Origin of the sequence: Grimontia marina (assembly GCF_900060185.1) — a bacterium.
GTDB lineage: Bacteria > Pseudomonadota > Gammaproteobacteria > Enterobacterales > Vibrionaceae > Enterovibrio > Enterovibrio marinus.
In genome coordinates, this window is sequence record NZ_FIZY01000019.1 from 1 (window position 1) to 25726 (window position 25726).

At 48.3% G+C, this 25726-nt stretch carries 23 protein-coding genes; 4 read left to right on the plus strand and 19 right to left on the minus strand.

Features of this window, described 5'->3' with window-relative positions; translation table 11 throughout:
- Positions 1 to 101 precede the first annotated feature (101 nt).
- A complete protein-coding gene (locus GMA8713_RS11305; protein ID WP_157515583.1) occupies positions 102 to 1076 on the plus strand; it encodes a porin family protein in 975 nt (324 codons plus the stop codon).
- Between the two features lie 123 nt (positions 1077 to 1199).
- On the opposite strand, the gene GMA8713_RS11310 is transcribed toward GMA8713_RS11305, so the two are convergent.
- From GMA8713_RS11310 to GMA8713_RS11320, 3 genes are all read right to left on the minus strand, one after another.
- Positions 1200 to 1442 (minus strand): hypothetical protein, encoded by a 243-nt coding sequence (locus GMA8713_RS11310; protein ID WP_002538849.1) that lies wholly within the window; start codon positions 1440 to 1442, stop codon positions 1200 to 1202.
- 123 nt (positions 1443 to 1565) lie between these two features.
- Positions 1566 to 2576: a D-cysteate sulfo-lyase gene (cuyA, locus tag GMA8713_RS11315; protein ID WP_062709462.1), complete on the minus strand. Its 1011-nt coding sequence runs from the start codon at positions 2574 to 2576 to the stop codon at positions 1566 to 1568.
- A 320-nt stretch (positions 2577 to 2896) separates the two neighbouring features.
- The gene (locus tag GMA8713_RS11320) at positions 2897 to 3340 is read right to left on the minus strand and encodes an Lrp/AsnC family transcriptional regulator (RefSeq protein WP_062663933.1); all 444 of its coding nucleotides are present in this window, start codon (positions 3338 to 3340) and stop codon (positions 2897 to 2899) included.
- Positions 3341 to 3534: 194 nt separating this feature from the next.
- Between GMA8713_RS11320 and yjeH the strand changes: the two genes are divergently transcribed.
- Positions 3535 to 4785, plus strand: coding sequence for an L-methionine/branched-chain amino acid transporter (gene yjeH, locus GMA8713_RS11325; protein WP_062709465.1), 1251 nt, complete (start codon positions 3535 to 3537; stop codon positions 4783 to 4785).
- A 96-nt stretch (positions 4786 to 4881) separates the two neighbouring features.
- Positions 4882 to 5778 carry a homocysteine S-methyltransferase family protein gene (locus GMA8713_RS11330; protein ID WP_062709469.1) on the plus strand — a complete coding sequence of 299 codons (897 nt, stop codon included), beginning with the start codon at positions 4882 to 4884 and terminating at the stop codon, positions 5776 to 5778.
- Positions 5779 to 6056: 278 nt separating this feature from the next.
- Here GMA8713_RS11330 and GMA8713_RS11335 read toward each other — a convergent pair whose 3' ends face one another.
- Genes GMA8713_RS11335 through dctP form a run of 4 tightly spaced genes read right to left on the minus strand, consistent with a single transcriptional unit; the run spans position 6057 to position 9717 of the window.
- Entirely contained in the window at positions 6057 to 6839 is a 783-nt protein-coding gene (locus GMA8713_RS11335; protein WP_062709473.1) for an alpha/beta fold hydrolase, read from the minus strand.
- Positions 6840 to 6844: 5 nt separating this feature from the next.
- The gene (locus GMA8713_RS11340) at positions 6845 to 8146 is read right to left on the minus strand and encodes a TRAP transporter large permease (protein WP_062709476.1); all 1302 of its coding nucleotides are present in this window, start codon (positions 8144 to 8146) and stop codon (positions 6845 to 6847) included.
- A 12-nt stretch (positions 8147 to 8158) separates the two neighbouring features.
- Positions 8159 to 8695 carry a TRAP transporter small permease gene (locus GMA8713_RS11345; protein WP_062709478.1) on the minus strand — a complete coding sequence of 179 codons (537 nt, stop codon included), beginning with the start codon at positions 8693 to 8695 and terminating at the stop codon, positions 8159 to 8161.
- Between the two features lie 17 nt (positions 8696 to 8712).
- Positions 8713 to 9717, minus strand: coding sequence for a TRAP transporter substrate-binding protein DctP (dctP, locus tag GMA8713_RS11350; protein WP_062709481.1), 1005 nt, complete (start codon positions 9715 to 9717; stop codon positions 8713 to 8715).
- A 404-nt stretch (positions 9718 to 10121) separates the two neighbouring features.
- Between dctP and GMA8713_RS11355 the strand changes: the two genes are divergently transcribed.
- Complete coding sequence (locus GMA8713_RS11355) at positions 10122 to 11072, plus strand: LysR family transcriptional regulator (protein WP_062709484.1); 951 nt, start codon at positions 10122 to 10124, stop codon at positions 11070 to 11072.
- An 82-nt stretch (positions 11073 to 11154) separates the two neighbouring features.
- On the opposite strand, the gene GMA8713_RS11360 is transcribed toward GMA8713_RS11355, so the two are convergent.
- The 12 genes from GMA8713_RS11360 to GMA8713_RS11410 all read right to left on the minus strand — a co-directional run bounded on the left by GMA8713_RS11360 (position 11155) and on the right by GMA8713_RS11410 (position 25720).
- Positions 11155 to 12120 (minus strand): hypothetical protein, encoded by a 966-nt coding sequence (locus GMA8713_RS11360; protein ID WP_157515585.1) that lies wholly within the window; start codon positions 12118 to 12120, stop codon positions 11155 to 11157.
- A gap of 1 nt (position 12121) precedes the next feature.
- Positions 12122 to 12475 (minus strand): hypothetical protein, encoded by a 354-nt coding sequence (locus GMA8713_RS27330; RefSeq protein ID WP_157515587.1) that lies wholly within the window; start codon positions 12473 to 12475, stop codon positions 12122 to 12124.
- A 49-nt stretch (positions 12476 to 12524) separates the two neighbouring features.
- Entirely contained in the window at positions 12525 to 12860 is a 336-nt protein-coding gene (locus GMA8713_RS11365) for a hypothetical protein (RefSeq protein WP_062709491.1), read from the minus strand.
- 33 nt (positions 12861 to 12893) lie between these two features.
- A complete protein-coding gene (locus GMA8713_RS11370; protein WP_062709494.1) occupies positions 12894 to 13112 on the minus strand; it encodes a hypothetical protein in 219 nt (72 codons plus the stop codon).
- 18 nt (positions 13113 to 13130) lie between these two features.
- Positions 13131 to 13514: a hypothetical protein gene (locus GMA8713_RS11375; protein ID WP_062709498.1), complete on the minus strand. Its 384-nt coding sequence runs from the start codon at positions 13512 to 13514 to the stop codon at positions 13131 to 13133.
- A gap of 456 nt (positions 13515 to 13970) precedes the next feature.
- Positions 13971 to 14375: a hypothetical protein gene (locus GMA8713_RS11380; protein ID WP_062709500.1), complete on the minus strand. Its 405-nt coding sequence runs from the start codon at positions 14373 to 14375 to the stop codon at positions 13971 to 13973.
- 15 nt (positions 14376 to 14390) lie between these two features.
- Entirely contained in the window at positions 14391 to 17726 is a 3336-nt protein-coding gene (locus tag GMA8713_RS11385; RefSeq protein ID WP_062709505.1) for a DUF6519 domain-containing protein, read from the minus strand.
- Positions 17727 to 17736: 10 nt separating this feature from the next.
- On the minus strand, positions 17737 to 19821 hold the full coding sequence (locus tag GMA8713_RS11390; protein WP_062709508.1) for a hypothetical protein: 2085 nt from the start codon (positions 19819 to 19821) through the stop codon (positions 17737 to 17739).
- Positions 19818 to 22499: a baseplate J/gp47 family protein gene (locus GMA8713_RS11395; RefSeq protein ID WP_062709511.1), complete on the minus strand. Its 2682-nt coding sequence runs from the start codon at positions 22497 to 22499 to the stop codon at positions 19818 to 19820. Before GMA8713_RS11395 ends, GMA8713_RS11390 begins: the two co-directional genes overlap by 4 nt.
- A gap of 1 nt (position 22500) precedes the next feature.
- A complete protein-coding gene (locus GMA8713_RS11400) occupies positions 22501 to 25020 on the minus strand; it encodes a baseplate J/gp47 family protein (RefSeq protein ID WP_062709515.1) in 2520 nt (839 codons plus the stop codon).
- Positions 25017 to 25382, minus strand: coding sequence for a GPW/gp25 family protein (locus tag GMA8713_RS11405; protein WP_062709518.1), 366 nt, complete (start codon positions 25380 to 25382; stop codon positions 25017 to 25019). The genes GMA8713_RS11400 and GMA8713_RS11405 overlap by 4 nt, the downstream gene beginning before the upstream one ends.
- 14 nt (positions 25383 to 25396) lie before the next feature.
- Positions 25397 to 25720 carry a hypothetical protein gene (locus tag GMA8713_RS11410; protein ID WP_062709521.1) on the minus strand — a complete coding sequence of 108 codons (324 nt, stop codon included), beginning with the start codon at positions 25718 to 25720 and terminating at the stop codon, positions 25397 to 25399.
- Positions 25721 to 25726 lie beyond the last annotated feature (6 nt).

Here is a 25726-nt window from a genome sequence, read left to right on the forward strand (position 1 = left end):
CACCTTCGCTTTAAATTCGGGTGAGTGGTTTCTACGTTTTCTTGTCATCATCTGCTCCAGTCTTTCTGGGGACTATCAAAACAGATCAATCACTTAAAGTCATGTCCGAAAATTGGGGGCCACTTCTAAGAATTAACCCTCACTCTGGTGAAGGCAACTATAAAAATCTAGGTAATGTCGGTTCTACAGCGTCAAAGTCGCTCGACCCTAGGGAAATTTATGCCACTTTTGATGGCGATTTCGGTCAAATCGTCATAGGTAAGCAATACAGTATTTTTAATGGCCGTCCTGTTCTTGCGGATGCTTCAGTGCTAGCGGGGGGCTTTTTTGTCTACGATATTGCAAACGATGGTGGCGCTCTGGGTGCCGGTTCATTACATTCAGGCTACCTGTACGCGAATTTTAACAGCGGCATTCGTTATAACTCGCCGACAGATTCTTCAGTAAAATTCTCTGTTGGCCTGTATGACCCAAGTACCATTCAATCCATACTTCCTAGTGTTAAAAGCACGCCTGTCGCATCAAAAACGACGTCTCCACGATTTGAAGCTGACCTGTCATATGGTCAGGATTTTGAAGGTGGCAACTTTCTCCTTTATGCAGATATGATTTACCAATCTGCAGAAAACTGTACGGTCAGTGGCGTGACATGCGCTTCTGGAAGTAAAGTGGAAGCATCCGGTTATTCAGCCGGCGTAAGCCTGAACTATGGTAGCTTCAGCCTATTTGCATCCGGATTTAAAGGGGAAGGATTGGGCTCGGCTTTACAACTCGACTTTGACTCACTCGATGATTCAGGGCGCGAGCGCGAAAGCAGTGGCTATTGGCTGCAAACTACCGTCAATGTAACTACAGATACCTTACTACGTTTGAGTTACGGCGAAACAAAGATTGATCCCACCAACGCGACTGCTGGTCACAAAGCCAAGGGGACTGTTTTTGGTGTTTATCACAACTATAACGACCACATTGCCCTTTATACCGAAGTTGGTCGCTCAGAATTTGATTTAAATCCGGTGTTTGGAATAGCCACCGAGACTGACTATGTCACTGTCGGTACTCGATTTATGTGGTGAAGATAAAAATGTAACTGCCTTTTTTGCCCGCTAACAAGCGGGCTTTTTTGTCACCTACCATTCACTCAGTAATTCGACAATTCAAAGGTAAATAGCCATTAGTTTGCGCGTATCAAGCCAGCACTAATGTGCTGGCTTTTGCATTTGGCGGGTTTGGTTCATGGTTCTCGAACCCGCCGTTCCATAGGTGTTGATATCATATCGATTGGGTGAATAACCTCTTTGCTTACGGTACTGGGTGTCTAAACTTCTCAGGTTGATACCGTAAGATTGGTTGATTCGTTCCACGACCTCATTGATCTGAGACTGCGGTGCATTCTGGGATCTGAGGAAATAATAAAGATTGATGGCACGTTGCTCATCCATAACTCACCTCCTCTTTCAGTGATGAAGTGAGTATAGATTTCAATCTGAGCTTTGATAATCCACCAAATCAGGAACAGATTATTTCCACCTAGCAATAATAGGGCACTTCGCACCAGTAGTTACTTAGCTATAACTTTCGAAACCAAAGGCTTCGCGATAGCCCGGCAATGCCTGAGCACCACCAGTGTGCAGAAATACGATGTTGTCGCAGTCTTTAAATTCGCCTTTGCGGATAAGGTCGATAAGGCCAGCCGCACCCTTACCGGAATAGACAGGGTCCAGTAAAATGCCTTCATAGCGGGCAAACATATCTATCGCTTCTAAGGTGCTTTCAGCAGGAATCCCGTAGCCGTCTCCAACGTAATCACAGTTAGCACGCACATCTTCGCGTTTCACTGCTCCTGGAATGCCCAATAGATCGCAAGTCTTTTCAGCAAGTGTGTAGACATTACCTTCCTGCTGCGGCTGGGGAACACGAACACCTACGCCAAGCAGAGGAATTAGACTGTTGGTGGCAACAAGGCCAGTAACCAAGCCCGCCTGCGTACCAGCTGACCCTGTCGCATGAACAAGGTGGTCAATTTTCAACCCCATTTCATTGGCTTGGTTGACCAGCTCCAAGGCACAGTTAGCATAACCCAACGCACCAATCGCATTGGAACCACCACCTGGAATGATGTAGGGCTTCTTACCCTCGGCGCGCAGTGTTGCTGCAACATCTTCCATCGCGGCATTCATATCTGTGCCGCCCGGATATTTACTGAGTGAAGCCCCAAACAGTTGCTCAAGCATGACGTTGCCATTGAGCACATAATCTGGATCTTCTGAAGCGGTTCGGTCTTCCAACAAAATGTGGCACTCCAATCCACATTTCGCCGCAATTGCCGCTGTCTGACGACCATGGTTAGTTTGGGTCGCACCTTGGGTGATAATGGTGTCAGCGCCTTGTTCAAGTGCGTCTGCCATCAGGAACTCAAGTTTGCGAGTTTTGTTACCACCACCAGCCAGACCAGTACAATCGTCGCGTTTAATCCAGATTGTAGGCCCGCCCAAGGCTTCAGAAAGACGCTGCATTGGCTCAAGCGGTGTAGGTAAATGAGCAAAGCGCAAACGTGGAAAGCGAGAAAGGTGCATGTCGTTGTCCCTAACAGTTAAGAAGTAGAAAAAAGTAATTGCTATTTCAGACTGAGAAACTTTTTTGACTTACGCCAATACCTATATTGAAGGGGCTGCGGTTACTTTTCGGCATAACGAGAGCATGAATTATCTAATGCATTGATTATTTGTAATTAAATTGACTTCACGACTCTCTACCGTCTAGTAATATTGAACGTTTTTCGAAAACAGCAGCAGCACGTTTTGTGACCAAAGTTACATTAAGAAGAGATACTCAAAAATGATTAAGGCTTTATCTGATAGCAGTATAAAGACGCGCATAAGCAAACAAGCTTAACTTACTTAGTCGTATTGAAGAACTCTGTCAGCACGATATGGGTCACCACCTGCTTGATGTCAGGAATAGCCTGAATCACTTCACGGATTTGATTGATACGGTTCATACTAGGCACTTCCACATAAAGCATCATGTCCGTTTCGCCGCTGATCGCATGACACCACTTCACCCCTTCAATCCGGCGAATGGTTTCTGCATAAGCCTCACAGTGGTATTGGCTGGATGAAGTGTCATATTTTAATGCAAGGTAAGCGCAGACCATTTCGACACTTTTGTTCTCCACTACATCGGCGTGGTAGCCAAGAATAACTTTGTCTTGCTCAAGCTTTTTGATTCGTGCTGTCACTGCGGAACGCGACAAATTGACATCCCGCGCGATTTCGCTGACGGAACGGCGTGCATCCACACGCAGAATATCCAATATTTGTTGGTCGAACTTATCCATGTTCTTCTTTCAATTCTCTTTTCGTAAATCACTTCTCTCGCAGAATATTGCGCGAAAACTGTCACTTTGTCAGCCTCAGCAATAAAAACCGTCAATCTGACGATGAACAAAGACACTTTGCGCGATGCTTTTTCAATCAATCAGCTTTAATCTGGCAACAGTCATCAACACACAGATACTGGCTGGGACGCCCCATGAATCAACTCAAAAAAGAAATCACATTGCTGTCCGGTATCGGCCAACTTTCTACCACCCTTTTGGGTACCGGACTATTCATGATCCCTGCTATTGCAGCGGGCATCGCCGGTGAGTTTTCCCTCTGGGCATGGCTCTTCCTGTTTGTCGCTATTTGCCCGATAGCCCTGACATTCGCCCAATTAGGTAAGCGCTACCCGAATGCAGGCGGTACCGCTTATTTCGTCCGCAAAGCTTTCGATAAAAGGTTAGAGCGGAGCGTCGCCTGGCTCTTTGTCAGCGTGATTCCCGTTGGTGTTCCAGCGGCCGTTGCTCTTGCCGCTGGCTTTCTGCAACAACTTTTGCCTGAGCCGATTAATGGCTCTCTGACGGCTCAACTTCTTACCGTCGCGCTCTTGGTGGGTGTCAATTTGATGGGTGCTAAATCTTCGGGTCAGCTGCAAACCCTTATCGCGATTAGCATTTTTCTTTTGGTTGGCGCTTTTCTGTGGAAAGGCGGCGTAGGTGTCACCGATCTGACCATGCCGACCATTAGTGAGGATTCCTTATGGCCCATTGGCGCTGCGCTTGGTGTGATGTTCTGGTGCTTTGTTGGCATTGAAGCCTTCGCCCATATGGGGGAAGAGTTTAAAAATCCGGAAAGAGATTTCCCTATCGCCATTATCGCGGGCTGTTTTATAGCTGGTGCGACCTACTGGGCCATGTCAGTCGTCATCCTGAAATTCGGCGCTTACGGCACCCCACAGTTTGATAGCGCCTCAATCCCCTGGTTGAGTGAGAACTTGTTTGGCCCGAACTTTAAAATGCTGATCAGTGTGATTGGCTTCTCCGCCTGCTTCGCGAGTGTCAATCTTTACACCCAAAGCCTTTCACGTATGGTTTGGGCGCAAGCGCGCGAGAACAAGCCAGAAGGAAAAATGGCTCAGGTTTCGAGCCGTGGCGTCCCCCAGAATGCGACCTTGAGTGTCGGTGGCGTCCTGGCGGCTTCCTGCATCATAGGATATTGGTCAGGCTTGGATTTGGAGTTTTTCCTTAAGCTCGCCAACAGTGTGTTCGTGTTGGTTTATCTGATGGCGATGCTCGCAGCATTGAAACTGCTTCAAGGCGCAGCCAGATGGTTGGCGGGCATCGCACTGGCACTTTGTGTGATTGTTTTCGTCTGTCTTGGTTGGTCGATGCTATATGCGCTGGGCGTATTTGGTCTTCTTATGCTGCAAGGTAAAAAAGACACCCGCAAAGCAGCCGTTTAACCCTTCTAGACATCACAAATATTTTGTGAGACCTTTCGCAAAAGTTTTGAAATACCCAAATATAATTTGGGTTACAACAAGAAAGAGCGATCACGGATGTTTGTTTTATTAGATGGCGGCATGGGGCGAGAGCTTCAACGTATCGGCGCCCCATTTTCCCAGCCTTTATGGAGCGCTCAAGCGCTGATTGAAGCGCCAGATTGTGTTTATCAGGCGCACCAGAATTTTATTGATGCGGGATGCGATGTCATCACGGTCAACAGCTATGCCTGCGTCCCTTTCCACTTGGGCGAGCAGCGATATCAGGAACAAGGCTTTGAACTGGCTGAGTCCGCAGCGCAAATTGCCCGTCGTGCTGCTGATGACAGCGAGAGGAAAGTCAAAGTTGCGGGCTGTATTCCTCCAGTTTTGGGTTCCTACCGCCCTGATCTTTTCTCAGCAGAAAAAGCCCGCTCAATCATTCAAACACTGGTTGATGCACAAGCAGGCTACTCAGATATTTGGATAGCTGAAACGATTAGCTTGATTGAAGAATTCGAAACGATTTTCGACGTACTCAAAAGCACAAATCAACCTGCCTACTTTGCCTTCAGCTTAATGGACACTGAAATCGATCAACCTCGATTACGCTCTGGTGAATCTGTGGCGGATGCAATTCGCGTTGTCTGTGAAAAAAGCGTCGATGGCGTGCTGTTTAACTGTTCACAACCCGAGGTAATGTTGGACGCCATTGCTTTAGCAAAAGCCATCATTGATGATAGCGGCAAGCAGATTTCCCTAGGCGCTTATGCCAATGGGTTTACGGTCATCCATCAAGACCATGAAGCCAATGATTCACTGACGACGGTTCGTGATTTACCCGCTGATGAATACGCAGCGTTTGTGCGTGCCTGGCTGGATGCGGGGTCGAATATCGTAGGAGGATGCTGTGCAATTTTTCCAGAGCACATCGACTATCTTGATGCACTCCGTAAGAGTAACGAAGAAAAATAACTAGGGGCTGTTGATCTTTGGTGGTTAAATTTTGTTCTCGCTATAAGCGTTTTAGGCGCGGCGGGGTATGTGCGGCCTAGCCATTCTAAGCAAATACACCTCAACAAAACATAAAACGCTTAGGGTACGGGACGCGCAGTCGAACCCTCCGGGCAGCGTTTGTGGGGAATTTCTGCTGCGTTATCTGCTTCTCATGTAGGCGATACACATCGAAACTTCTGCCTTGCATAAAATCCCCACAAACTGCTGCAAAAGTCATCACCAAAGGTCAACAGCCCCTAAGTCGTCGTCGCCAACTGACGTTGTTTCACCTTATCGCTTTGCAGGAACTCAATCACCAGTAGATTGAAGATGCGCGCTTTCTCGAGGTGAGCATTGTGAGCGGCCAGAGGCATCACGGCCAAGTTCGTGTCTTTTATTCTTCTCCAGAGTATTTCGACCTGATCCCACATATAGGATCGATCACTGTCTGGCCAGAGAACCAGTGTTTTTGCCTCAATATCGCCCAGGCGTTCAATAGAGCGCCACCCTCCCATAGCACGAAGTCCGTTAATATAGGTTTGCGTGGACACACGTTCAGCAAGCGCCATTCCCCCAACAAAATCAGGATCCTCTTCCCCTTCTGAAAACCAGGTTCGGACAGTATCCCGTGCGACTTGCTCTGTGCCCTCTTTTTCAGCACGTGCCATGCTGTCTTCAAGCGATTCAAAACGCCCCGGCAAACGGCCATTTGGTCCGGTTGCGTAGAGCACCAACCCCATCACTCTGTCTTTTGCTTTGATTGCAATTTCCTGAGCAATCATCCCCCCCATCGAATGCCCCATCAGGTGAAAACAGTCGATACCGAGTTCATCCAGTTTTCCCAACACGAAATCGGCAAACCCTTCAATGCTATCCAAGCCTGTTTCCTTTGCCTTTCCTCCATAACCTGGCAAATCGAACGCGACAACGTCGAAGCGCGTTGAAAACAACTCAATCTGTTTTTCCCAATAGGTCAAACTGCTGAGAAACCCATGAACCAGTACCAACGTGGGTCCGGTTCCTACACGTATACAATTCATCGTTATTATTCCATTAACTCAGGGAGCCAAAGCGCTGTGTCAGGCAGTCCGACCAACAACAGCAGCAAAATCACAAGCGCGAAAATAAAGGGAACACAGCCAACGATCACATCCCCAATAGTCACGTCATCTCTCGCGAGACTCTGAATAACAAAGAGGTTGAGCCCGACAGGCGGTGTCAGTACGGCTATTTCCATAGTGATGGTGTAAACCACCCCAAACCAAATCAGGTCAAAGCCCGCCGCATGCACCAGAGGGAACAGGGTTGGTAAGGTGATAAAAGTCATAGAGACAGGCTCTAAGAACATGCCGAGGATGATGTAGAACACCACAATCATTGCCAGCACAGCGTAGGGCGATAAGTCCATTTCAACGAACAGTTGGGTAAACTGTTGCGGAATTTGGTGATAGGTCATCACAAAGCCGAATAGTACCCCTGACGACAGCAATAAGCCCAAGTAACCCATGGTCTGCATTGTCGACTTAAGTGACTCGAGCAAGCCATCCCAACGCAGCCCACCAAAGCAAAATGCCATGATAAGCGTGATAACCGACGACACCGCCGCCGCTTCAGTTGGTGTCGCGATTCCCGCATAGATAGAGATGGTAATCACCAAGCCAATGATCATCACCGGCGTGAGTGCGGACAGCGCCACCAGCCAAGGGATCGGTTGGATACTCTCCTGCCCCGGAATATCTTGAGGTGCAACCTTTCCCCACACCGCGACGATGATGAAGAACATGGTTACCAGTACCAGTCCAGGTATGACACCAGCGATAAATAGTGCACCGATGGATTGGTCTGTCACGATGCCATAAAACAGCAAGATCAAGCTTGGCGGTAGCAGAACACTCAACGTACCGCCAGCAGCCAATACACCACTCGACAGACGTTTTCCGTAACCCAGTTTCAGCATCTGAGGCAAGGCCACACCGCCGATAGTCAGTGAACCCACCATGCTGGAACCACACACGGCACCAAACCCTGCACAAGCGCCGATACTGCCGTAAGCCGCAGCACCACGTAGTGGCAACTTGCTATGCATAAACCAGTAAAGGTTGGGGCCAATGGAAGAGCGCCCAATCAATTCGCCAAGAAAAACGAACAACGGAACGGCGAGGAGAATGTAGTCAAACCACACCCCCCACAGTTTCAGTTCCACCGTCACCAGCGAAGATTTCACACTCAGAATATCGAGCAAAAACGGGATAGATGCTGCGGCAAGCGCAAATGGGATAGGCAAGCCAATGATGATGAATCCCATCAACAAGCCCAGCATACCTAGCCCGACAACGTACCATTCCATAACACATCCTTGTTATTGTTGGTTTTGGCTGAGTCCAGCGTTATCCGTCGCCGCACTTCCTTGCGGCTTACGTGGTGGTCTGCCCGCCAACAGCAGATAGACTGCGGTGAGACAGAAGACTAAAAGGGAAAGCACCACAGGGATCCAGAAATAAAATCGCGGCCAAAGAAGGATTTCAGACGCCGCACCAGAATCAAGCGACTTGAACATGGCTTTGGCTGATGCCGTGAAGAAAAACGCTCCAATCAGCAACATCACCAACATATTCAGCTTATCGACCCAAAACTGCAGGGTTTCTGGTAGCTTGTCACGGACTATTCCCACTTTAGGGTAGGCATCATTTAGCAGTGCGTATGAGATACCGAGAAACGCGACAGGCACCAGTAGCAGAGCAGTGGCCTCTGTCACCATGCCATCAGGTGAATCGAGAATATAACGTACCCCAACACCGTAGCTGATCCAGATTGCCTGGATCAGCACGATGACGGCACCGCAGTAGAGCAACGCTAAAGATAGCCAGTTCAAAGCCTTTAACAGGTTTGATTTCATACTGCGCACCTCTTCAATTATTCGCTGTGCGCTGCAAACAGGCTCCGGACTTTATCAGCCAGTGGCACACCACAGGCGCCGTTTACTTCTGGTGTCCATTTTTCCTGAATACCTGCGAGAAGCTCTCCAGTACGTTCTTCAGACATGGAAACCGCAGAACCGCCGTTTGCCATCACTGCATTACCGACACGTTCGTCTACCCAAGTTTCGTAACGTGGTTTCAGCCATGCTTCTGCTTCTTTTGCCGCTTCTTTTAACGCTTTCTGGTTGTCTGCGCTCAGTCCATCAAACTTATCTTTGTTCATCATGTAAATGATGTTGCCGTAGAACATGTTGGCGTTAACCATGTACGGCATGACCGACCAAAGCTTCCATGAACTGTATGTCGCGACGCCCATGTTGATTCCATCAACCACGCCACGCTCTGCAGACTGGAAAACCTCTTTCGGTGCAACGAATACCGGCTTACCGCCCCATGTTTCGATCATCAGGCTCACCAGAGGGCCAATCGAACGAACCAGTTTGCCGTTCAACTTACCGATGTCTGACACTGGTTCTTCAAACCACCATTCCTGGTCATACGAATAGTTGGAATTGATCAGCGGGATCAGATCAGCTTTTGCCGCTTCCGCCTCAATTAATGCTGCGTAATCGGCATCAAGCTCAATTTGTTTTTCAAGACTAATGGCGACTGGATACAGCGAGGTGACGCGATAACATGGCAAGCGTTTGTCGGCAGGGATCCAGCTGATATCAGACACACCGCCTTGAACCGCATCCACACCTTCACTCCAACCATGCAGAGTGCCGGATGGGAAAACCTGGACTTTCAGGTCACCATTACTTTTCTCAGCCGCAAGTTCTGCAAATTTCTGAAAGCCTTGATAACGAATGTCGGACTCGTTGACATAAGTAGACAGGCGAATGGTTTCGGCAGCTTGTGCAGTGAAAGGTAATGCACCGACAATGGCGACGCTTAACGCACTTTTCAGAAAAGAACTAACGTTGTTGCGGTACTTCATGAGACTTCTCCCTAGTCTGGTTTTCCGTATTTGCAGCGCTGAGCATCCGCTGCGATTCATCCAAGTTAGTTTTCGGCTGCTGAGATAGCGTGCGGCTGAAAACACTCAATTAAGCATGGTCATAAGCGTCATTTTTGCATCATGCCAATTCGGTTGCCCTACATACCAAAAAGTTATGCCACCTTATAACCTATTTATTTTCAATAAATTAAATGCTAAAACATCACCTGGGAAAGAAAATAAAAACTTTTCCCACTTATCCACAAATTGAATGGTGAATAGGCTGTTTTCTTATCTTTAAGCCTACGAAAAGGGTGCGTTCTGTTAGTTTTATTAAATAAAAGCAATGAATATCACAAACGGAACTGGCACCAAGCCACGAAGTATTTGGCTCGGAGGGAGTATTGGACTTTAAGTTATTAGAAGATTTTGTCTGTCTGGCAAATTCCAGCAGTTTTACTTCTGCCGCGAGGGAACGTTTTGTTACCCAACCTGCATTCAGCCGTCGAATCAAAGCGCTAGAACAGTGGATAGGTACAGACCTGGTTAACCGGGACTCGCCACAACTTGAACTGACAGAACAAGGTAAGGCATTTGTCATTGAAGCCGAGGAAATCCTTAATCACCTTCACCTCGCCAGAGAGTCAGCCCGTGCGCTGAAGAAAACCAAAGGTAATGAGATTTCAGTGGCTGCACAGAATTCTATTGTCCAAACCGTCTTCATGTCATGGATGCATGAAATCGAAAAAGAAGTTGGCCCCGTTTACGTCAAACTTTCTTCCGATCGTTTGGCAGATTGCGTCGAAATGTTCAGAAATGGCTCGGTGGATTACCTCCTCTGCTACACACATAACGGGCTGGGCAACGCCATAGATGACAATCGTTTTCAAAGCACAGTCATCGGAAAAGAAACCTTGGTACCCGTCGCTTTGGCTACAGACAAAAAAGCCATATTCAGCCTTCCCGGTGAAGCAAGCGATCCCATTCCATTGGTCGCTTACACTCATCAATCCTTATTTGGAAAAGCCATTGACCAGTTATTAGAAAAAGAAGGTTGTTATCTCAGCAGGCGTTATGAAAATCCTTTCGCCCACACGCTTAAATCTATGGTGTTGGGCGGCTATGGCTTGGCCTGGCTCCCCCATTCATTCGTGAAGGATGAGCTGATGCGCGGAGAGCTTGCACTGGCAGGCGATGAGAAATGGAATATCCCATTTGAAGTCCGGCTGTTTTATAGAGAGCCCGATGATGTGTTGTCGAGGGCGATTTATTCTATTTCGGAGGGGATGAGGAAAAACAAACACATCAATGATTGTTCATCACATCACCAAGAGAATATTAAAGTTAAAAGATAACCTATAAATAGAAAAATCACACTTCAAATCTACTAAATATGACATTTTATGGGCAACAACTACTTCGGAAAAGGAACGGTTTTCAATTCTCCCCTAAACCCAGCGCATCATCGATTTCTTCCACCACACTCTCTGTAATTTTATCTTTCTTTGATGTCAGGACTTCATGAACTTTACGCAGAGCCTTAGAGGATATAGATTCATCTACAAAGACTAACGACCAATCTATAAGATGAAGTTGCGGATGAGCTTTATTTGAAGATTGACTCCGTGGCGGTCTAATCCCTGTGGTTACTTTACTTTTATAATCTTCCTCTTTAGTTATTTCACGTTTAAATTCATCATTGTTTTTAAGCCAATCTAAGTCTATTTTGCCATCCTTTACTTTGAATTCCGCAACGGCTCCATTAAAAACAGAGTTTGAAATTGTCTTCTCATTATCTCTCGAGTAAGTAACCCATTTTATGTAAATAAAAACTCGACCATTAAAACTCTCACCAATATTAAATAGTTCCCTACCAACAAACCACCCATCTACAAATTCTTGACTTGGTGCGAAAGTTAAATCATAAAAATATGTACTTGTTGTAAGCTCAAATGGAACAACAAGTTTTTCTTTTATTGTGTCATTTGGAATCTGTTCCACTTTCTCTCTTTTAAAGAACTCCAACTCAAACTTAATATTATCACTCTCCACTCTGTTGTCAGCAATATCGCAACCCAAGTGATTCTTACCTTTGAAGACAGAAACCTTCGAGTCAAGCTCATCTTTTACTACCTTAGTTAACTCTTTAACTAAATATTTTGAAACCTCTTCAGTTATAACGCCAACAACCAAAACAGAAGCTGGACTAAGCATTAAAGATGAGTCTTCACAAAATGATTCTTTATCTACAATCTTAGACTTAACTTCTTTCGGACTAATTATGCTCGTATCCGCACATGCCAGTATTGAGTTAAATATTACTAACATAAAACTAATACTAATAATTCTTTTAAAATAATGAAAACAAAGCACTTTCGAATTAAAAATCATCTTCTTCATCATATCACTCGCAACCAACTACACTATAAGACACAGAAAGTCCGAATACAGAGCCACCATTTGTGCAACCTAGAAATACTCTCGCGCCTGGTGGAACCACGGAAACTGCGAACCTCTCATTTGTCGAACCTTTATACGTGGATTTAACTAAAACTGTCGCCCTCACAGTGCGGTTATTTAGTTTATTGACACAATAAGCCTTTCTCCCAGTATTATTAAACCCACAATTACCGATGTAATCAATTCGAGCACAAAGTTCTTCGACATCAACACCTGAGTGCTCTGAAATATTGGAATCAGAAATAGATTCAATAGCATCAAGATTTAGAAATTCATTTAAATCCACATCATCTTTCATAATACACCAGCTAAATATTTGGATTGAGAGTTTTACTTTTCATTGAAAATTAGTCAACACTAGTAACTTCTTCGATTGTAACCACAGAACCATCAGGCAATCGTACAAAAACTTTAACATATTTTTCATTTTCAATTTCTTCTTTATATTGCAATTCAACAAACGACTTATCTCTTACCGAAGAGTCAATTATCGTTGTAATAACAACAACCAACCTCAAATAATCCCCAGCCTCATCCATAGATGGCTCTTTTTCAATAACAGCAGAAACGCTAAAGTCCGGAATATCAATACCTCCAGTTACATAAATAGCCTTATTTCCAAGCCCAGGCATATTGTCATACCATGCATTCCAACCACGATCAGATGATACTAAATTAGTCATATTAACCTCTTTTTTATAACAGTAAGTTACAAGTCAAATATCAATGTTATATCCCCAGGAAATAGTAACCATTAACTCCTTTTTATTTACTCCCGCCAAATTTGTTCCAGTAACTATCTTAATTTCCAATATCTTCGAAACTACGTATCCATCCGCCGGGGCACTGAATGGAATACTTTCCATCGCATTTTCAATAGCTTTATCTATTGAAAGTTCCTTAGAAACACCAATAACTATGTTTTCATTTTTCATGACATACTCCAACACTCATTAAAAATTGGATATTTTAATAATAAATCTTGTCTGGTAGCCTTCTCGATATCTGATCTCAACTAATATACTTTTATCATCTAGTACGCGAAACTCTCTCTCTTCATAATTTGTTTCTACGGAAGTGGAAAGTAGCTGCCTAAACTCTCCACTTTCAAATCTATGAACCACTAGGTAGTAAAATGTACCAGAACCGCCACTATTAAAGGCTACTAGAGATATTGAACCCTCTACATCCCCCTGATTAATCTCTCCTATATAAATACTATCCTCCTCCATTAAAACAGAATAATCGTCAGAAGAACCAGCCCCATTCTTCAAGTCAAATTTCACACCTTCAATTTCCACAGAAGAGTTTAATAGCTTTTCCTTCATACTAGTCATTTCAAACTCCATATGTTATTTCCACATACTGATTCCACACCCTAAAAATCAGTCCCATCGATGGAAGCATATTACAACTTCATTCATCATATTTTTTGTCAAAAACATATGCCATAGTTATTTTCTGCATATGCTACTTTCGAATGATGTTTTTCAGGCTCAACCTCATACATCTTAAAAAAGTCAATCGCACTATCTCCATTGGGTACTTCAATGTTATTTAAAAAAAACTTGAACACCTTTAACACATCACCTTCACGCTAAGAAAACTCCGACTCGTCTTCAAATGTAAGAAGATCTAGATTTATGACTTCACATATACTATTTACACTCACAACACAGCCCCTACTTAAAATACCTACATTAAATTTTATAAGAACACTGTCATTAATATGTATCAATTAAAAGAATAAGTTTTTTTAAAATAATGTTTACTCACATCTGTTTCTATTATTCCTACTTCTTCATCGGCCTTCTTTTTGGCGTAGTCGGTGAAACCTTTCTCTTCGTTGTTGCCTTTAGCACCGCCTCGGTATTTACCTTGGGTGTTCTTGGTGTGCGAGGTTTTGGTTTCGGCTTTTCTTCGGTTTTGGGTTGTTCTGGCTCCGCGACCATCTTTTCGAACCGCTCTATCTCAATGAGCTGTTTTTTCTCTTGTGCTATCGCTTCGTCCATTTTCTTATTGAACGCTGCACGTTGCTCTTCCAGATCTTTGATACGACTTTCCACCTTTGCCTTTTTGGCCGCAGCGGCAGTTCGGGTTTTCACTACCGGATTCTTCACGTTGTTCGGTTGACTCGCTTTTTCTATTTCGCTGATGAGCGAAAGGTGTTTTTTCAATACTGTGCTTGCCTTTGCCATGATTTCGCTCCTTGGTTATGCCTGAGTATTGAAGCCAGACTCAGGCGCAGGGAATTCAGGGTGATTGATGATTGAGCCGCGGACGACGTTGCCGATAAAAGGCCCTTCCATGCCGTTGAAGTCGAACGAGGGAAGAAAAAAAGTGCCGGATTTGACGTGATTACCCATCACTGATGCTTGGCTGCCATTGAGAATGACCGTCGCACCATTCGCGATGTTGTCGTCGTTGTTTCCGACGTGCTCAATGAAGTTGTTGTTGAATAGGACACGTTCAAAACGAACACGAATCATGTCATTCAGCCTGGTTGAAAGGATTTCCACCAAGGTGTCAGCACCACGACCGAGAAATTTATTATTGGCTACCTGGCAGGCATAACCGAGAAACACCACGCGTCTGTCGCCAAAAGGGAATGAAATTTCCATTAATCCTTGCATTAACAAGGCGCGGTCTTCCAAAACACGTTCCCGTGTCAGCAAATCAGAATAGGAAACCAGATTGCTTTCCACGCGGGCTTCAAGCACATACAGCGCGCCGATGCCGACGGTTCTTTGCTGATTCACCACGTCGTCTTGACCCACACCCGTGTTCAACACTTCATTGGATTCAATGTGACACTCGCCGAGGTGGAATACGTTCATGATGGAAGAAGCAAAAATATTTGCGCCTGATACACCCACGTAGTTGAGGCGATTTCCAATAATGCTAGCTCGCGCAATACACAGAAGAACGACTATCCCGCCGTGGGTACAGTTGGCAATTTGATTGTTAGTGATATCGATGCGAACACAGCGCTCACAGAAAATCGCGGCACCATCATCACGGATTTGATTGCTGTTGATTTGAACGTCTTCACACTCACTGGCAAACACTGCCAATGTAACGGTCACCATGGTGTTGTTTTCGATACTGACCAAGGTACATTGCGTTGCCGATACCGCGAGTTCAGTGCCTCTGTCGCCTGAAATGTCATTGTTGTCTATACGAAGCCCAACGACCTGCTCTGCAATCACACCACCACTACATCCGCTAATCCAGTTTTGCGCAGCGGTGATACCGCCAGTAAAGAGTTCACCGTCGTCACTGCCGATCATTATTGCGACTTGGGTTTCAACCTGTTCTTCGGTTTGGATGCGGTTGCGCTCAATCAAGGTGCCAACACCACGAACCATGATGCCAGTGCTCTCTTCCGCTAACAGAAGGATCTGATTTTCAGACACCGTGCCGTAAGCACAGTTAGATTCCACAGCAATCGCATCAAGCTCACCAGCCATTCGACTCAGTGTGATTCGATTTCCTTTGACTTCACTGTGTGAAGCCGTTGAGAACGAAGCGCCAGCGGGTTGATTGTTGATCACCACCCCTTGAGCGAAGCCGTCAATGTCGTTTTCAATAATCCTCGCCCTGCCCGAGATTCGGGTGACGGCAACACCAATCAAACCGGGCAATTGCTCCGCATTGAAACGGACAAGATTGTTGTTGATGGTCAGATCTTCTCCGCCATCACCAATCCAAACGCCAATGGGAGAGCCTTCGAACTGACAATGGCTGACCCTCACCCGCTGGCAATCAAACAAGCCGACGGCGGGGTTATTGATCGACTGGACGCTACCGTCGAGCGTCAGCACCCGGCAATCTTCTACCAAGCTGTCCTGAACCGTTCTTAGTGAGATGATGCCTTCTGGCTTCTCCGTCGCGCCGCGATTCAAGAAAGAGACGGTAGAGAGATGAATACCAGTGAGCACACTTCCATCGTCCGAACGGACAGCAATAGCAGATTCACCGGAAAGGTTTCTGATTTGTGCGCCATGGCTTTCCCCATGCAACGTCACGTTCGGATAGCGGATTCGGAGTGCTCGACGAATGGTATGAACACCCACTTTCAGGCACACGCAACCACCAAACTCTGGGGAGAGGCTATCTAACGCGGCTTGAATATCTTCGCCCGGACGAACCACGACGGTGCAGCAGCCGGCTGTGCCAATCGGGTCACGGCAGTCCTGAAAAATCGGCTCAACAAACTCTCCTCCCAGTACATCCAGAACCGCCAGTCGGCAGTAGTGGTGATGGAAGGCCTGTGGAGGCGCTTCTGTCAGCGTTTCTACCGAGCTGTCTGCATAGCGAGTAATGAAGCTCCAGTTGTCGCTGACGTGGTATTCTCCGGCGTCACCTTCCAGCGAGATAGCCACTTCCACGCCATCTTCAAGTGCAATGAATGTGCCTTCTGGTGCTGGGATTAAACCATCACTTCCCGGCGCATCGAGATTAACGATTTCATTACCGTCAGTGTCCAAAACCACGCCAGATTGATCCCAGCGGCGCAGTATTGGATGAATAGACTGATTAGCGGCATTCGATGCGGGCATCAGCATAATTTCGCCAACGCCTAGGGGGTTTGCCAGTACAACGGTATTGGTCGCATCATTAACAGAAAGGATTTGCACCATGGTGCCAGAGTTACCTTCCAGCACTCGCACATCATCCGTTACTTCGGCCCAATCTCCCGCGTTGAATCTAAGGTAATCATCTTTCGCTACCTGCTCTAACGTCAGGGTATTGTTCGCAGGTTGTGCGAGGATCCGTCCGGCAAACGCACCATTAACACGGGACCATTTCAGCAGTGGTACTTCATCTTCATTAGTGTCATGCACCGCCACCATGTAGGTGCGGTTTTCCAGACCTCGATAACCGCCTTCTGGTGGTAGTAAGCAAGGGTCATCGACCGCTGATGCTGGGTTGGCACGAGTAGAAAGGCGGGCAGAAGAAGGTTCAGTAAACGCTTCCCATCCTTCAATATCCTCATCATCGGTATTGCAGGTGACACCGTCATCCACAGCGAAGAGTTTTACCTGCCAAACGGTTTGTACCCGGGCGCTGGTATCTACGCCAATGGCAGGGTCGATGAGTTCTGGGTCTTCAAGAAACGTGACCGGACGTTTCCAAACATCCAGAAAAGCCAAATAGCGACCATCTTCCAGTTCAAGCGGTTCCATGATTGGAAGATACGGCTGCGCATCAAAAGGGACAGGTTCTGAGCTCCTCAACTCTTCCAATGGCAGATAGAAGTCGTGTTCCCCGTGACCGAAATTTTCCGCCATTAAGCCATCGACATAATAGCGGCCGGGGTGGATCAGCAATTCTCCACCAGAGATTTCAACCCGGAAACTGTCCGGCAGATGAGCCGGATATCCGCTGAATCCGGCTAAATCGATTATTTCTGCACGAAAGCGTCGATCCACAATCGCCGCGCCTTCATTGAGTGGCGTATCCGACACCACCCTTCCCTGCATTGACACCAGTTCGGAGTAGTTATGGCGTGGGTCAAACGTTTTTCCTGAAATATCTATAGCCATGAGTTCCTCCTCAGGTCACATAGATCAAGCCCGCATCAAGGCCGATGGGTAGAAATTCATTGAGACGAAACAGCAAAGCATCGTGCCGCTGCGGGTGATAGAGGTGGTGATAAACGCCCATTTCACTGCCACTGTCCGCACCGCGCCGAATTTCCTCAGGGGCGGAAAGCAACAGTTGACCATAGGCAGGGTCGTTGTATCGGGTTGACGAAAACGCAGGCACAACGCGTGCGCGAACACCGCGAATAATATGGGAGCGCGCGGAGTCGGAAAGCGCAGGATTTCTGGCTTCTGCTGCTTCCACTGCTTTTGATGCCGCAAACTGTGGCTGGCAACGATGCTGACGTGGCACTCTCGAATCTGGCGGAATAAAGGAAAATCTCGCACAGCCCGTCTGTCGTTGAAGCGCCCAGACTGGCGCAGTCCAATCGTCACCTTCTGCTAACGAAGCATCCAGAATACTGTTGGAAATCAGGGGGAATGAGCGGGCACCTATTTTGCCAATCACTGTGGTTTCACAAAGTGTCAGCACACCGCCATGGCTCGTACCATCAAGAGAAGCGAAAGCTGTTCGTGTATTGGATGTGGCATCCAGAATGCTGTCTTTTATCGTGACTGACGTGCCTTCGACAGTTCGAATTCCGCCGAGAATGGAACGTTCAATTTCAACAGTCACATTGGGAATTTCAACCGCTAGCGAAGGCTGCTCTGGCGATGTCGGCTCTCCATTAATGTCCAGCGAAAGCCCCGGCACAAGCGTGACATTGCGCAACACCAAACGGCGAAGTGAGTTGTCGCCAGTATTGGGGATCAGCAAACGACCACCTGTCACTATCAATCCATCAAGGACGATCTCTGCTTCTTCACCGCCAATCAGCGTCATGTCATCGCCATCAAGATCAACAAAAGCGCGATGCCCATCAGCAGCACGCAACGACAATGTTTGGTCAGCATTGACCGATACATTAAGCGCTTCGGTGAACACATGAGAAACACCAATCTCGGCAACACCACCGTTTTGAATCAGATCCAGCGCAGGCTGAATGGCTTCGCCTTCACCAATCTCTTGGGATGGCGTATTGAAGACAATAAAGCCTTCACCGCGAGGGTAAGCCCCTCCACCAATATCGGCGGCTGCGCCATAGTGATAGGTCACTTCGACGGTATCCGGCACGGGTATTGAGGTCGGAAGTGATAGCCTGCCTAACTCAGGATCAACGGAAATACGGGCGACAGGTGAGTGCGCCCAGCCTGCGCCGTCATCACTCAAATTGCAGATTTGGAGTTGATCAGCCGTCTGCAAAATTCCGTCAATCACCACCGCAAAAGCATGAGGATAAAAAGTTGCCAAACGCGAACCTGCAATGCTTGTTCGTTTTAGCGCCACAGGCAGGTTCCCTTCTTCGGCGAGATGATTGATATTTGGCTCTGGGATTGGCTGATTGAACAACTGAGTATTGCACCCCAGCGGATTAAACAGGTAGCGCCGCGCATCCACCTGATAAGCAGGCACAATGGATTGACGATGATGAGCGAGACGCCACATGAATACACCGACATTCCGGAAATGATGTTGCCCTTCACCCTGACTGATTCGCCCTACTGCGGTGCTATAGCTGGCAGAATCAAAGGCTGTGCCAATAGATTCACACTTAGCGCTGTTTCTCACATCCAAGGTGTAGTGATTATTTGGACGAAGTGCTGCCAAATGCTCAGGTCTCGAAAGCAAGCGGAAAAATTCCACCACTCTGGCGGGATAGCGTGTGGTGTCTGTCGCCAGTTGCTCTAAGGCTAAGGCAACACCGCGACGGCGGGTGATACGAATCTGATTGGCAGCAGACGCGCGTTGGCTCACGCCCGGGATTTCGGGACCATACCGATAACCCACCAACTCGCCCAAATACGGTGCCGCCCATTCGTCACAGGTTTCAATAAACTGGTTGTCGTAAAGCCGATCGATATCATGCTTCACGATCGCTGCCTGCTCAGCCAATATTTCCATCAGCGCTCTGAGCGGGAAGCCCTGCTCTTCATCACGCCGACGGTAAACCTCGGGCAAGAGGTTATATAAGGATTCCGGTGACAAGCTACTCATAAGCTGGCCTCCATAAAATCAAGCGCTTCAGGGTGCAAACTTAATATCGTGGCACCTACGACTTCCCCCGAGACGATTTCGGCAACGGGAGCGGCAACAGCGTCATGACGTGTCGGCGTGTTTCCGGTGTAGAGCCTGTCAACCACCACCGCATCTATGCCATCTACTTTGTGGAGCAAAGCAATCACTTCACTGGCAAAAACCGGTTGGCCGAAATCGCGGGCTTCAAAGGAAAGCGAGTCCCGAAGCTGGCTTTCCGCCCGGGAAATCACATCATCAGCAAGATAGTCTTCGTTGACTTTGATTTTGATGCCTAGACGGAAAAACGTTTGCCTGAAACTGCGCAAAACGAAACGGGCAAATGGATCACCCGCCGCCACCAAGGCTTCCGTCAAGGCATCGTTTAAATCGCCACCTTCTGGTACTTGAGCGCCTGCTTCTGCTGCCACAGTGACCACAACTTGAGGCCCACTACTCAGGTGCAGCCATTGCGATGTCGCCTTGGCAATGCCGCCATAAGCACGGGAAAAATCGGTGTAGTCTGTCAGGGAAACCACCCGTCCTAAGGTTCGACAGGAAAGCGGCGCACTGACGCGGATTTCGTCGAAGCTTTCTGGGTCTGCCCCACCTTCCGCATCAAGTAAATTGTTTACGCCCTGCAAACCCAAAGGCTGGGACATGAGTAAATTAAGTTGCCCTGCTTTCACCCGTCCTTCAAACCCCAAGGTTTTACGGTAGCTGGCTCGGATATTTTGTTGCCCTTTGCCCGGCATTGCCCCCATCACGCCATCACCAAACGCCACATGGCTGTAGCCGTTTTCATCGATGCGTAACGTGTAAACCCGATCGGTTGGTGAAGCATCGACGAAGTGCGGCACCTGCTTCCACAGGATCTTGTTAACGCGGATTTCCATCGTTGGCTTCACGCCTGTCGCCGTTGCTGCTGGCACAAAGGTTTGGGGCGTTTGTTTGGCAGTGAAGGCAAGATGCGGCGTCGCACTGCCATCGCCCAGCACTTCTGCCACTGACTCTCCTTGTGTTGCATCGGCGACGTTAGCGTGGATGCGCAAGCTTTGTGGCAAATAGGCAACGCCAATCGGCGCGGAGAACGTTAGTGTAGATGTGCTGTTTTCATGCGTGATAGATTGGATTATCTGTGTTGTCACCACAGGCTCTTCCCCAAACCCATCCGCTTGGCCCTTCAGAATCACTTTGCGCCCTTCTTCTGCGGTAAACAGACTGTTCAGCTCCAACGAGATACTGTTTTCATCCAATGGCTCAGTGATAGGCGGATCAGCAATATCAATCCATTCGCTGGCACCAAAACACGTGGTGCCACGGATGGACAGATCATCAAAGTGATCATCATCGTTTAGGGTTAAACGCGAGCTTTTACCTGTGACAGAAAAGAATGAAGCAGAGGTTTCCGCGGTATCTGTCACGTTATAACGCGACCATTTCCTGCCGTCTTTCAGCACCACTGTGCTGCCTTTGCTGATTTCAGACACCGCACGTTCCAGATAAACGCGATTGGCGTTTTCATCCATCACCTCCAGTTTGCCATCTGCCCACTGAGCATCTTCCAACCCGGCGTAAGGACCAAGAACGACATCGTCAACAACTGCTTCATCCCCATTCAGGACAAAGACAGGCGATGTCCCCGTCAATGAATAGTGGAGCGTATCGAGCGGTGGCGCAGCGTGGCCGAAAATCGCCGCTTTGGTCCGGAATACCTGAACCTGTCTGACGGTTTTAGATTGCGCAGCCAACGCAGAAAAGAAGGCTTTTTCACTGGTTTTTTCTTCCATCAGTACGGTGCGAAGTTCTTTCCCCTTGATGGCTTTATCGACATACCCTCCCGCTTCGGCAGCAAATACTGTGGTAATTGACCCCGTCGCACCGGAATGGGTGGCGACTAATGGCCCCTCACCGACTGGCGATATGTCCAGCCAAGTAAGATCTTTCGATTCCGGGTCTGTTGCAATGTCGGCCAACACAGGCGTCACCGCGTTGATGGTGGCAAAAACCTGTTGCTCATCGTCAGAAACAAAAAATACGGCGTCGCCCGATTTCAAGTTGAGATTGGTGCCCGGCAATGGAATAAGGGTCGTACTTGCCGTCAATGGATATGGCGCAGTGAGTTTCGGGCGCATCGCATTCCAAGCTGCGCGCGCTGTCAGGTCTTCCAGCGTTTCGTAGATAACAGGCTTCTCGTCCTGCCCAGGCGTACTCTGAACTTTGGTACCTGCAGGCACTGTGATTTCTTCCGGTATTCCTTCACCCGCAGCGATGGTGAAAGCCAGATCTGCTGTCGCTGCTGCGCCCGGATGAGGCGCATAATCAATCAGCATCGCCATTTCATGCAGTGAGCCGGTTTCCATCGCGGTGTTAACATAGGCTTCGTTGAGCCACATTTCGTTGTAGAAAGTCAGCACATCACAACTGGCGGCCCAGGCATCAATAAGCGCCAACGAAAAATCATCAGAATCGCGGGAAGTCAGAACACCCAAAGCGCCATATTTGGCAGAAGAGAGTCTCGCGGTCATGCTGGCGTAAAAATCGTGGTATTCGCCGCTTCGATAACCGATTCGGGATAAGCCTTGGGTATTTTGTGGCGCTTTCGGTGTCAGCACCTCGATGCCAGTACAAGCGCCACAATGTGATTCATGGTTTGCCATATCAACGCCCTCCATCCATATCGAGAAGGAATACGCCATTGCCCGGATGACTGATGTCGTTGTCGATCCGCGCGATTTCAGTGCGGCCGAATTCGAGCTTTCTGTCTATCAATCCACTGGTTCTTGGGTCCCCAAAACGACGGAATCGTGTCACTTTGGCTGCTATCACTCCTTCCACATTTTGAGCAGCAGCCAACCACGGTGAGAGATGGAGCGTTTCTCCAGCACGGAACCGATTGGGGTGTAGCAAACCCAAAGCGCCATCAGGCAAACGGTTTGGCGAGAACAGTTTCAACAGGCGCTGGCGAACATGGGATTTCGACGCATTCGGCGCAACACAAACATGAAGCGTCACTTCAAGGGGAACATAAACCGGAGAAGACACCTCGACATCATGGGCAGCGAGGCGGAATTTTTCGTAATGGTCACGAAGCGTGGTTCGCAATGTGTCTGACACTTCTACCCTGTCGTCCGGGTCGAGCAAGGCAAAGGTCGTCATCCAACTGCCCGTATGGATGTAGGCACAACTGACGTCCTGAATACCTGCCACCCGTCGACCCAGCGTTTGATAATCTTCCCGCGTGACTGCCCGCTCTTGTGTTTTGAACAGGAATGGTGCACGTTTTCTGATTTCCGCATTGGTTTCTGGGTTTCGCCCTCCTTCACCGGGCGTAATATTCCGCACTTCCGTTATCTCAGGAATAGGTAATGCGAGATGATAGAGCTTGTCCGCACCGATGTGACCTGCTGACCCCACTCCTACCCGATAGGTGGCTGTAAACTGGGTTTCGGGCAACGGGCGACGACCGTAGACGTTGTCACCGAAGCGCAGTGAAACCGCACCATCCCGCTCGATTTCCGTGGTAAATACCAAGGACGAGTCGTCTGCCACGAGCATATCCCTGACGACGTGATAAGGACGCACTTCAACGCCATCATCAGCATCTAGAGAGGCACTGGCAAATGTTTCGCTCGGTGAAGGTGTTTTCAAAAGCTCCGTTGCAGGCGCACCTAGCGTATAGTCAGGGGAAAACGTCAGTGGACGATTGGCGAGAGTCGGCTGGTATCTTAGGGTGATGCTTTCAGCCTGTTCCTGCTCGCAATTCGCTTCTGCGCAGCTTGCTCCTTTCGCACTATCAACTTGCATGCCATGCCCCGGTGCCCAACTCAGCGTTGGCAGTGGCACTTCTGGCAAACGCTCGCCAGAGATCGTTTGACCATGATCCACCAGCACCATATTGCCCCGGGCAACGGAGACAGGTTCAAGGTATCGGCGTCCTTCCTCAATGGATGTTTCTGACGAGATACACATTGGGAAACGCAAGGCATCTGCGCCATGCCATAAGATCTCTGTGATTGGCAATTCCGTTACCGGATCGAGGAGCGGTTCACCATCTGCATCAAATGCCTGCACTTGTGTGAGGAGAACCACCTGACGTTGCGACAGTTGTCGGTCAGCCTGACTGCCACTTCGTGCCCCCAACACTTGCTCAAACGCCAGATACATGCCCGCTTCCAAGTCAGGAAAATGGCCATCTAAAGTGGCACTTACAGCACCTTTTGGCAGGTAGCAACGTGCATCACTCCAGGTATAAAAAGTGATTTCGTTGTGGAGGTTAAAAAGCGCTGATACATCATGGCAGGTTTCATACACTGCACCACTTTGCGCCAGTAAGGCGTCGTCTCTCGCGAAAGTTCTGGGTTGCTCACTCAACTGGGTACACACCGCACTGCCTTGGGGAATGACCAAGGTGGCGGGGGCAATAGGATGTACATCTGCGGACACGGCAAAGTGGCAAAAACAGCGGGCATTGCAGCCTTCATCCACGCTGTAATCCACCAGCCTTGTCATGCGTTTGAGCGAAATCCGCGAGCGAGCTTTATTAATATAGGCTTCCGTGGTGGCGGCATCCTGTTGGTAAGCCAGTTGGTCAGCGGTATAGGCGAGCACTTCCACCAGCGCAGTAGAAAGGTCTGCGGGGTGTCCGGTCGCCGCGGCTGGCGCCGTCACGGAAAGCCTGTCGAGCATCATGCGGCGGAAGGAATAGAAATCTCTCGCCGTGTAATCTATCTCTGTATCAACAGTTTCTGGTTTAGGGCAATCGCAACTGCTTTGACAGTCGAATGGCGAAGGGCATTCTACTTTGAAAGAGAAGCCAACAGATGCCAGCGCCGGATCTATCTCTGGTGGTGGCAACGGATTTAATGAACTGGTGACAATGTTGATGGTGTAAGGCGAGAAATCACCGGGCTCGGCGACTTCAATCACCAATACATTGGTTTGTCCGTCCAGTCCCATCGTAACATTGACTATTTCAATGGCGTTCGGCCCTTCTATGCGAATGTTATCGATGGTGTAAACAAACGCACCGGGATCATTGACTAGATGTAAGTGAAGAAACCGTTGACGATCAGTTTCCACCGCCGCTTCACGATCGATGACTTCAGCGAAATCGATGCCGTTCAAATCGGACTGGCGCACTGCTTCACGTCTGCGTTGGTCGCAGCAAAAATAGATCATGCTGACACCTCCCGCTCAAACGTCGCCTGTTGCGATTCTCCGGTAGGCAGAACAATGTAGGCGACATTGATGAAAAGCGCGCCATTGTCAAAATAGACGTCTACCTCAGAAAGATCGATATCGTCCTGCATCCAGGTTTGCAGCGAGGTCGCCACCAGACTCCGTGTGTTCTCAATCACTGCTTCGCTGACTCCCGCGAAAAGAAGACGGTTCAGCCCGCACCCGAATGTTGGCATCATCACCCGCTCGCCCGGCTCGGTGAAAAGCACCTGCTCGATACGATCGCGAATGACATCCAGCCGCGTCGTGGTCGCTGTCCGGCCTTGGGTATCAATGCGATAAGGAAAATCGGGATATGCCATAAGGATTCACTCACTTAGGTCGCCAGTACACGCGGCTGAACCACGGATGGGAGCAAAGGCGTGCCAGTGGGGGCGCAAACAGATTGTCCCGTTTGCAACGCGAAAGGCTGCCCCAATGACAACACGCGTACTGAGCCTGATAGCCACTGCCCCGTCACACAAGGACCATTACCAGCGTTCGGCGGCGGCATAGCACAACCGGCGACGGCATAAGGCGAGGTTTGCAGTACTGTAGGTTGGCCCGACACCATGACCCTTGGATTTGGCACAGTAGGTGTCGCCTGCCCACCATGGGCGCAGGTGATTGTGGCACCAACATGAAGAATCGCTCCTGGCATTGCTAC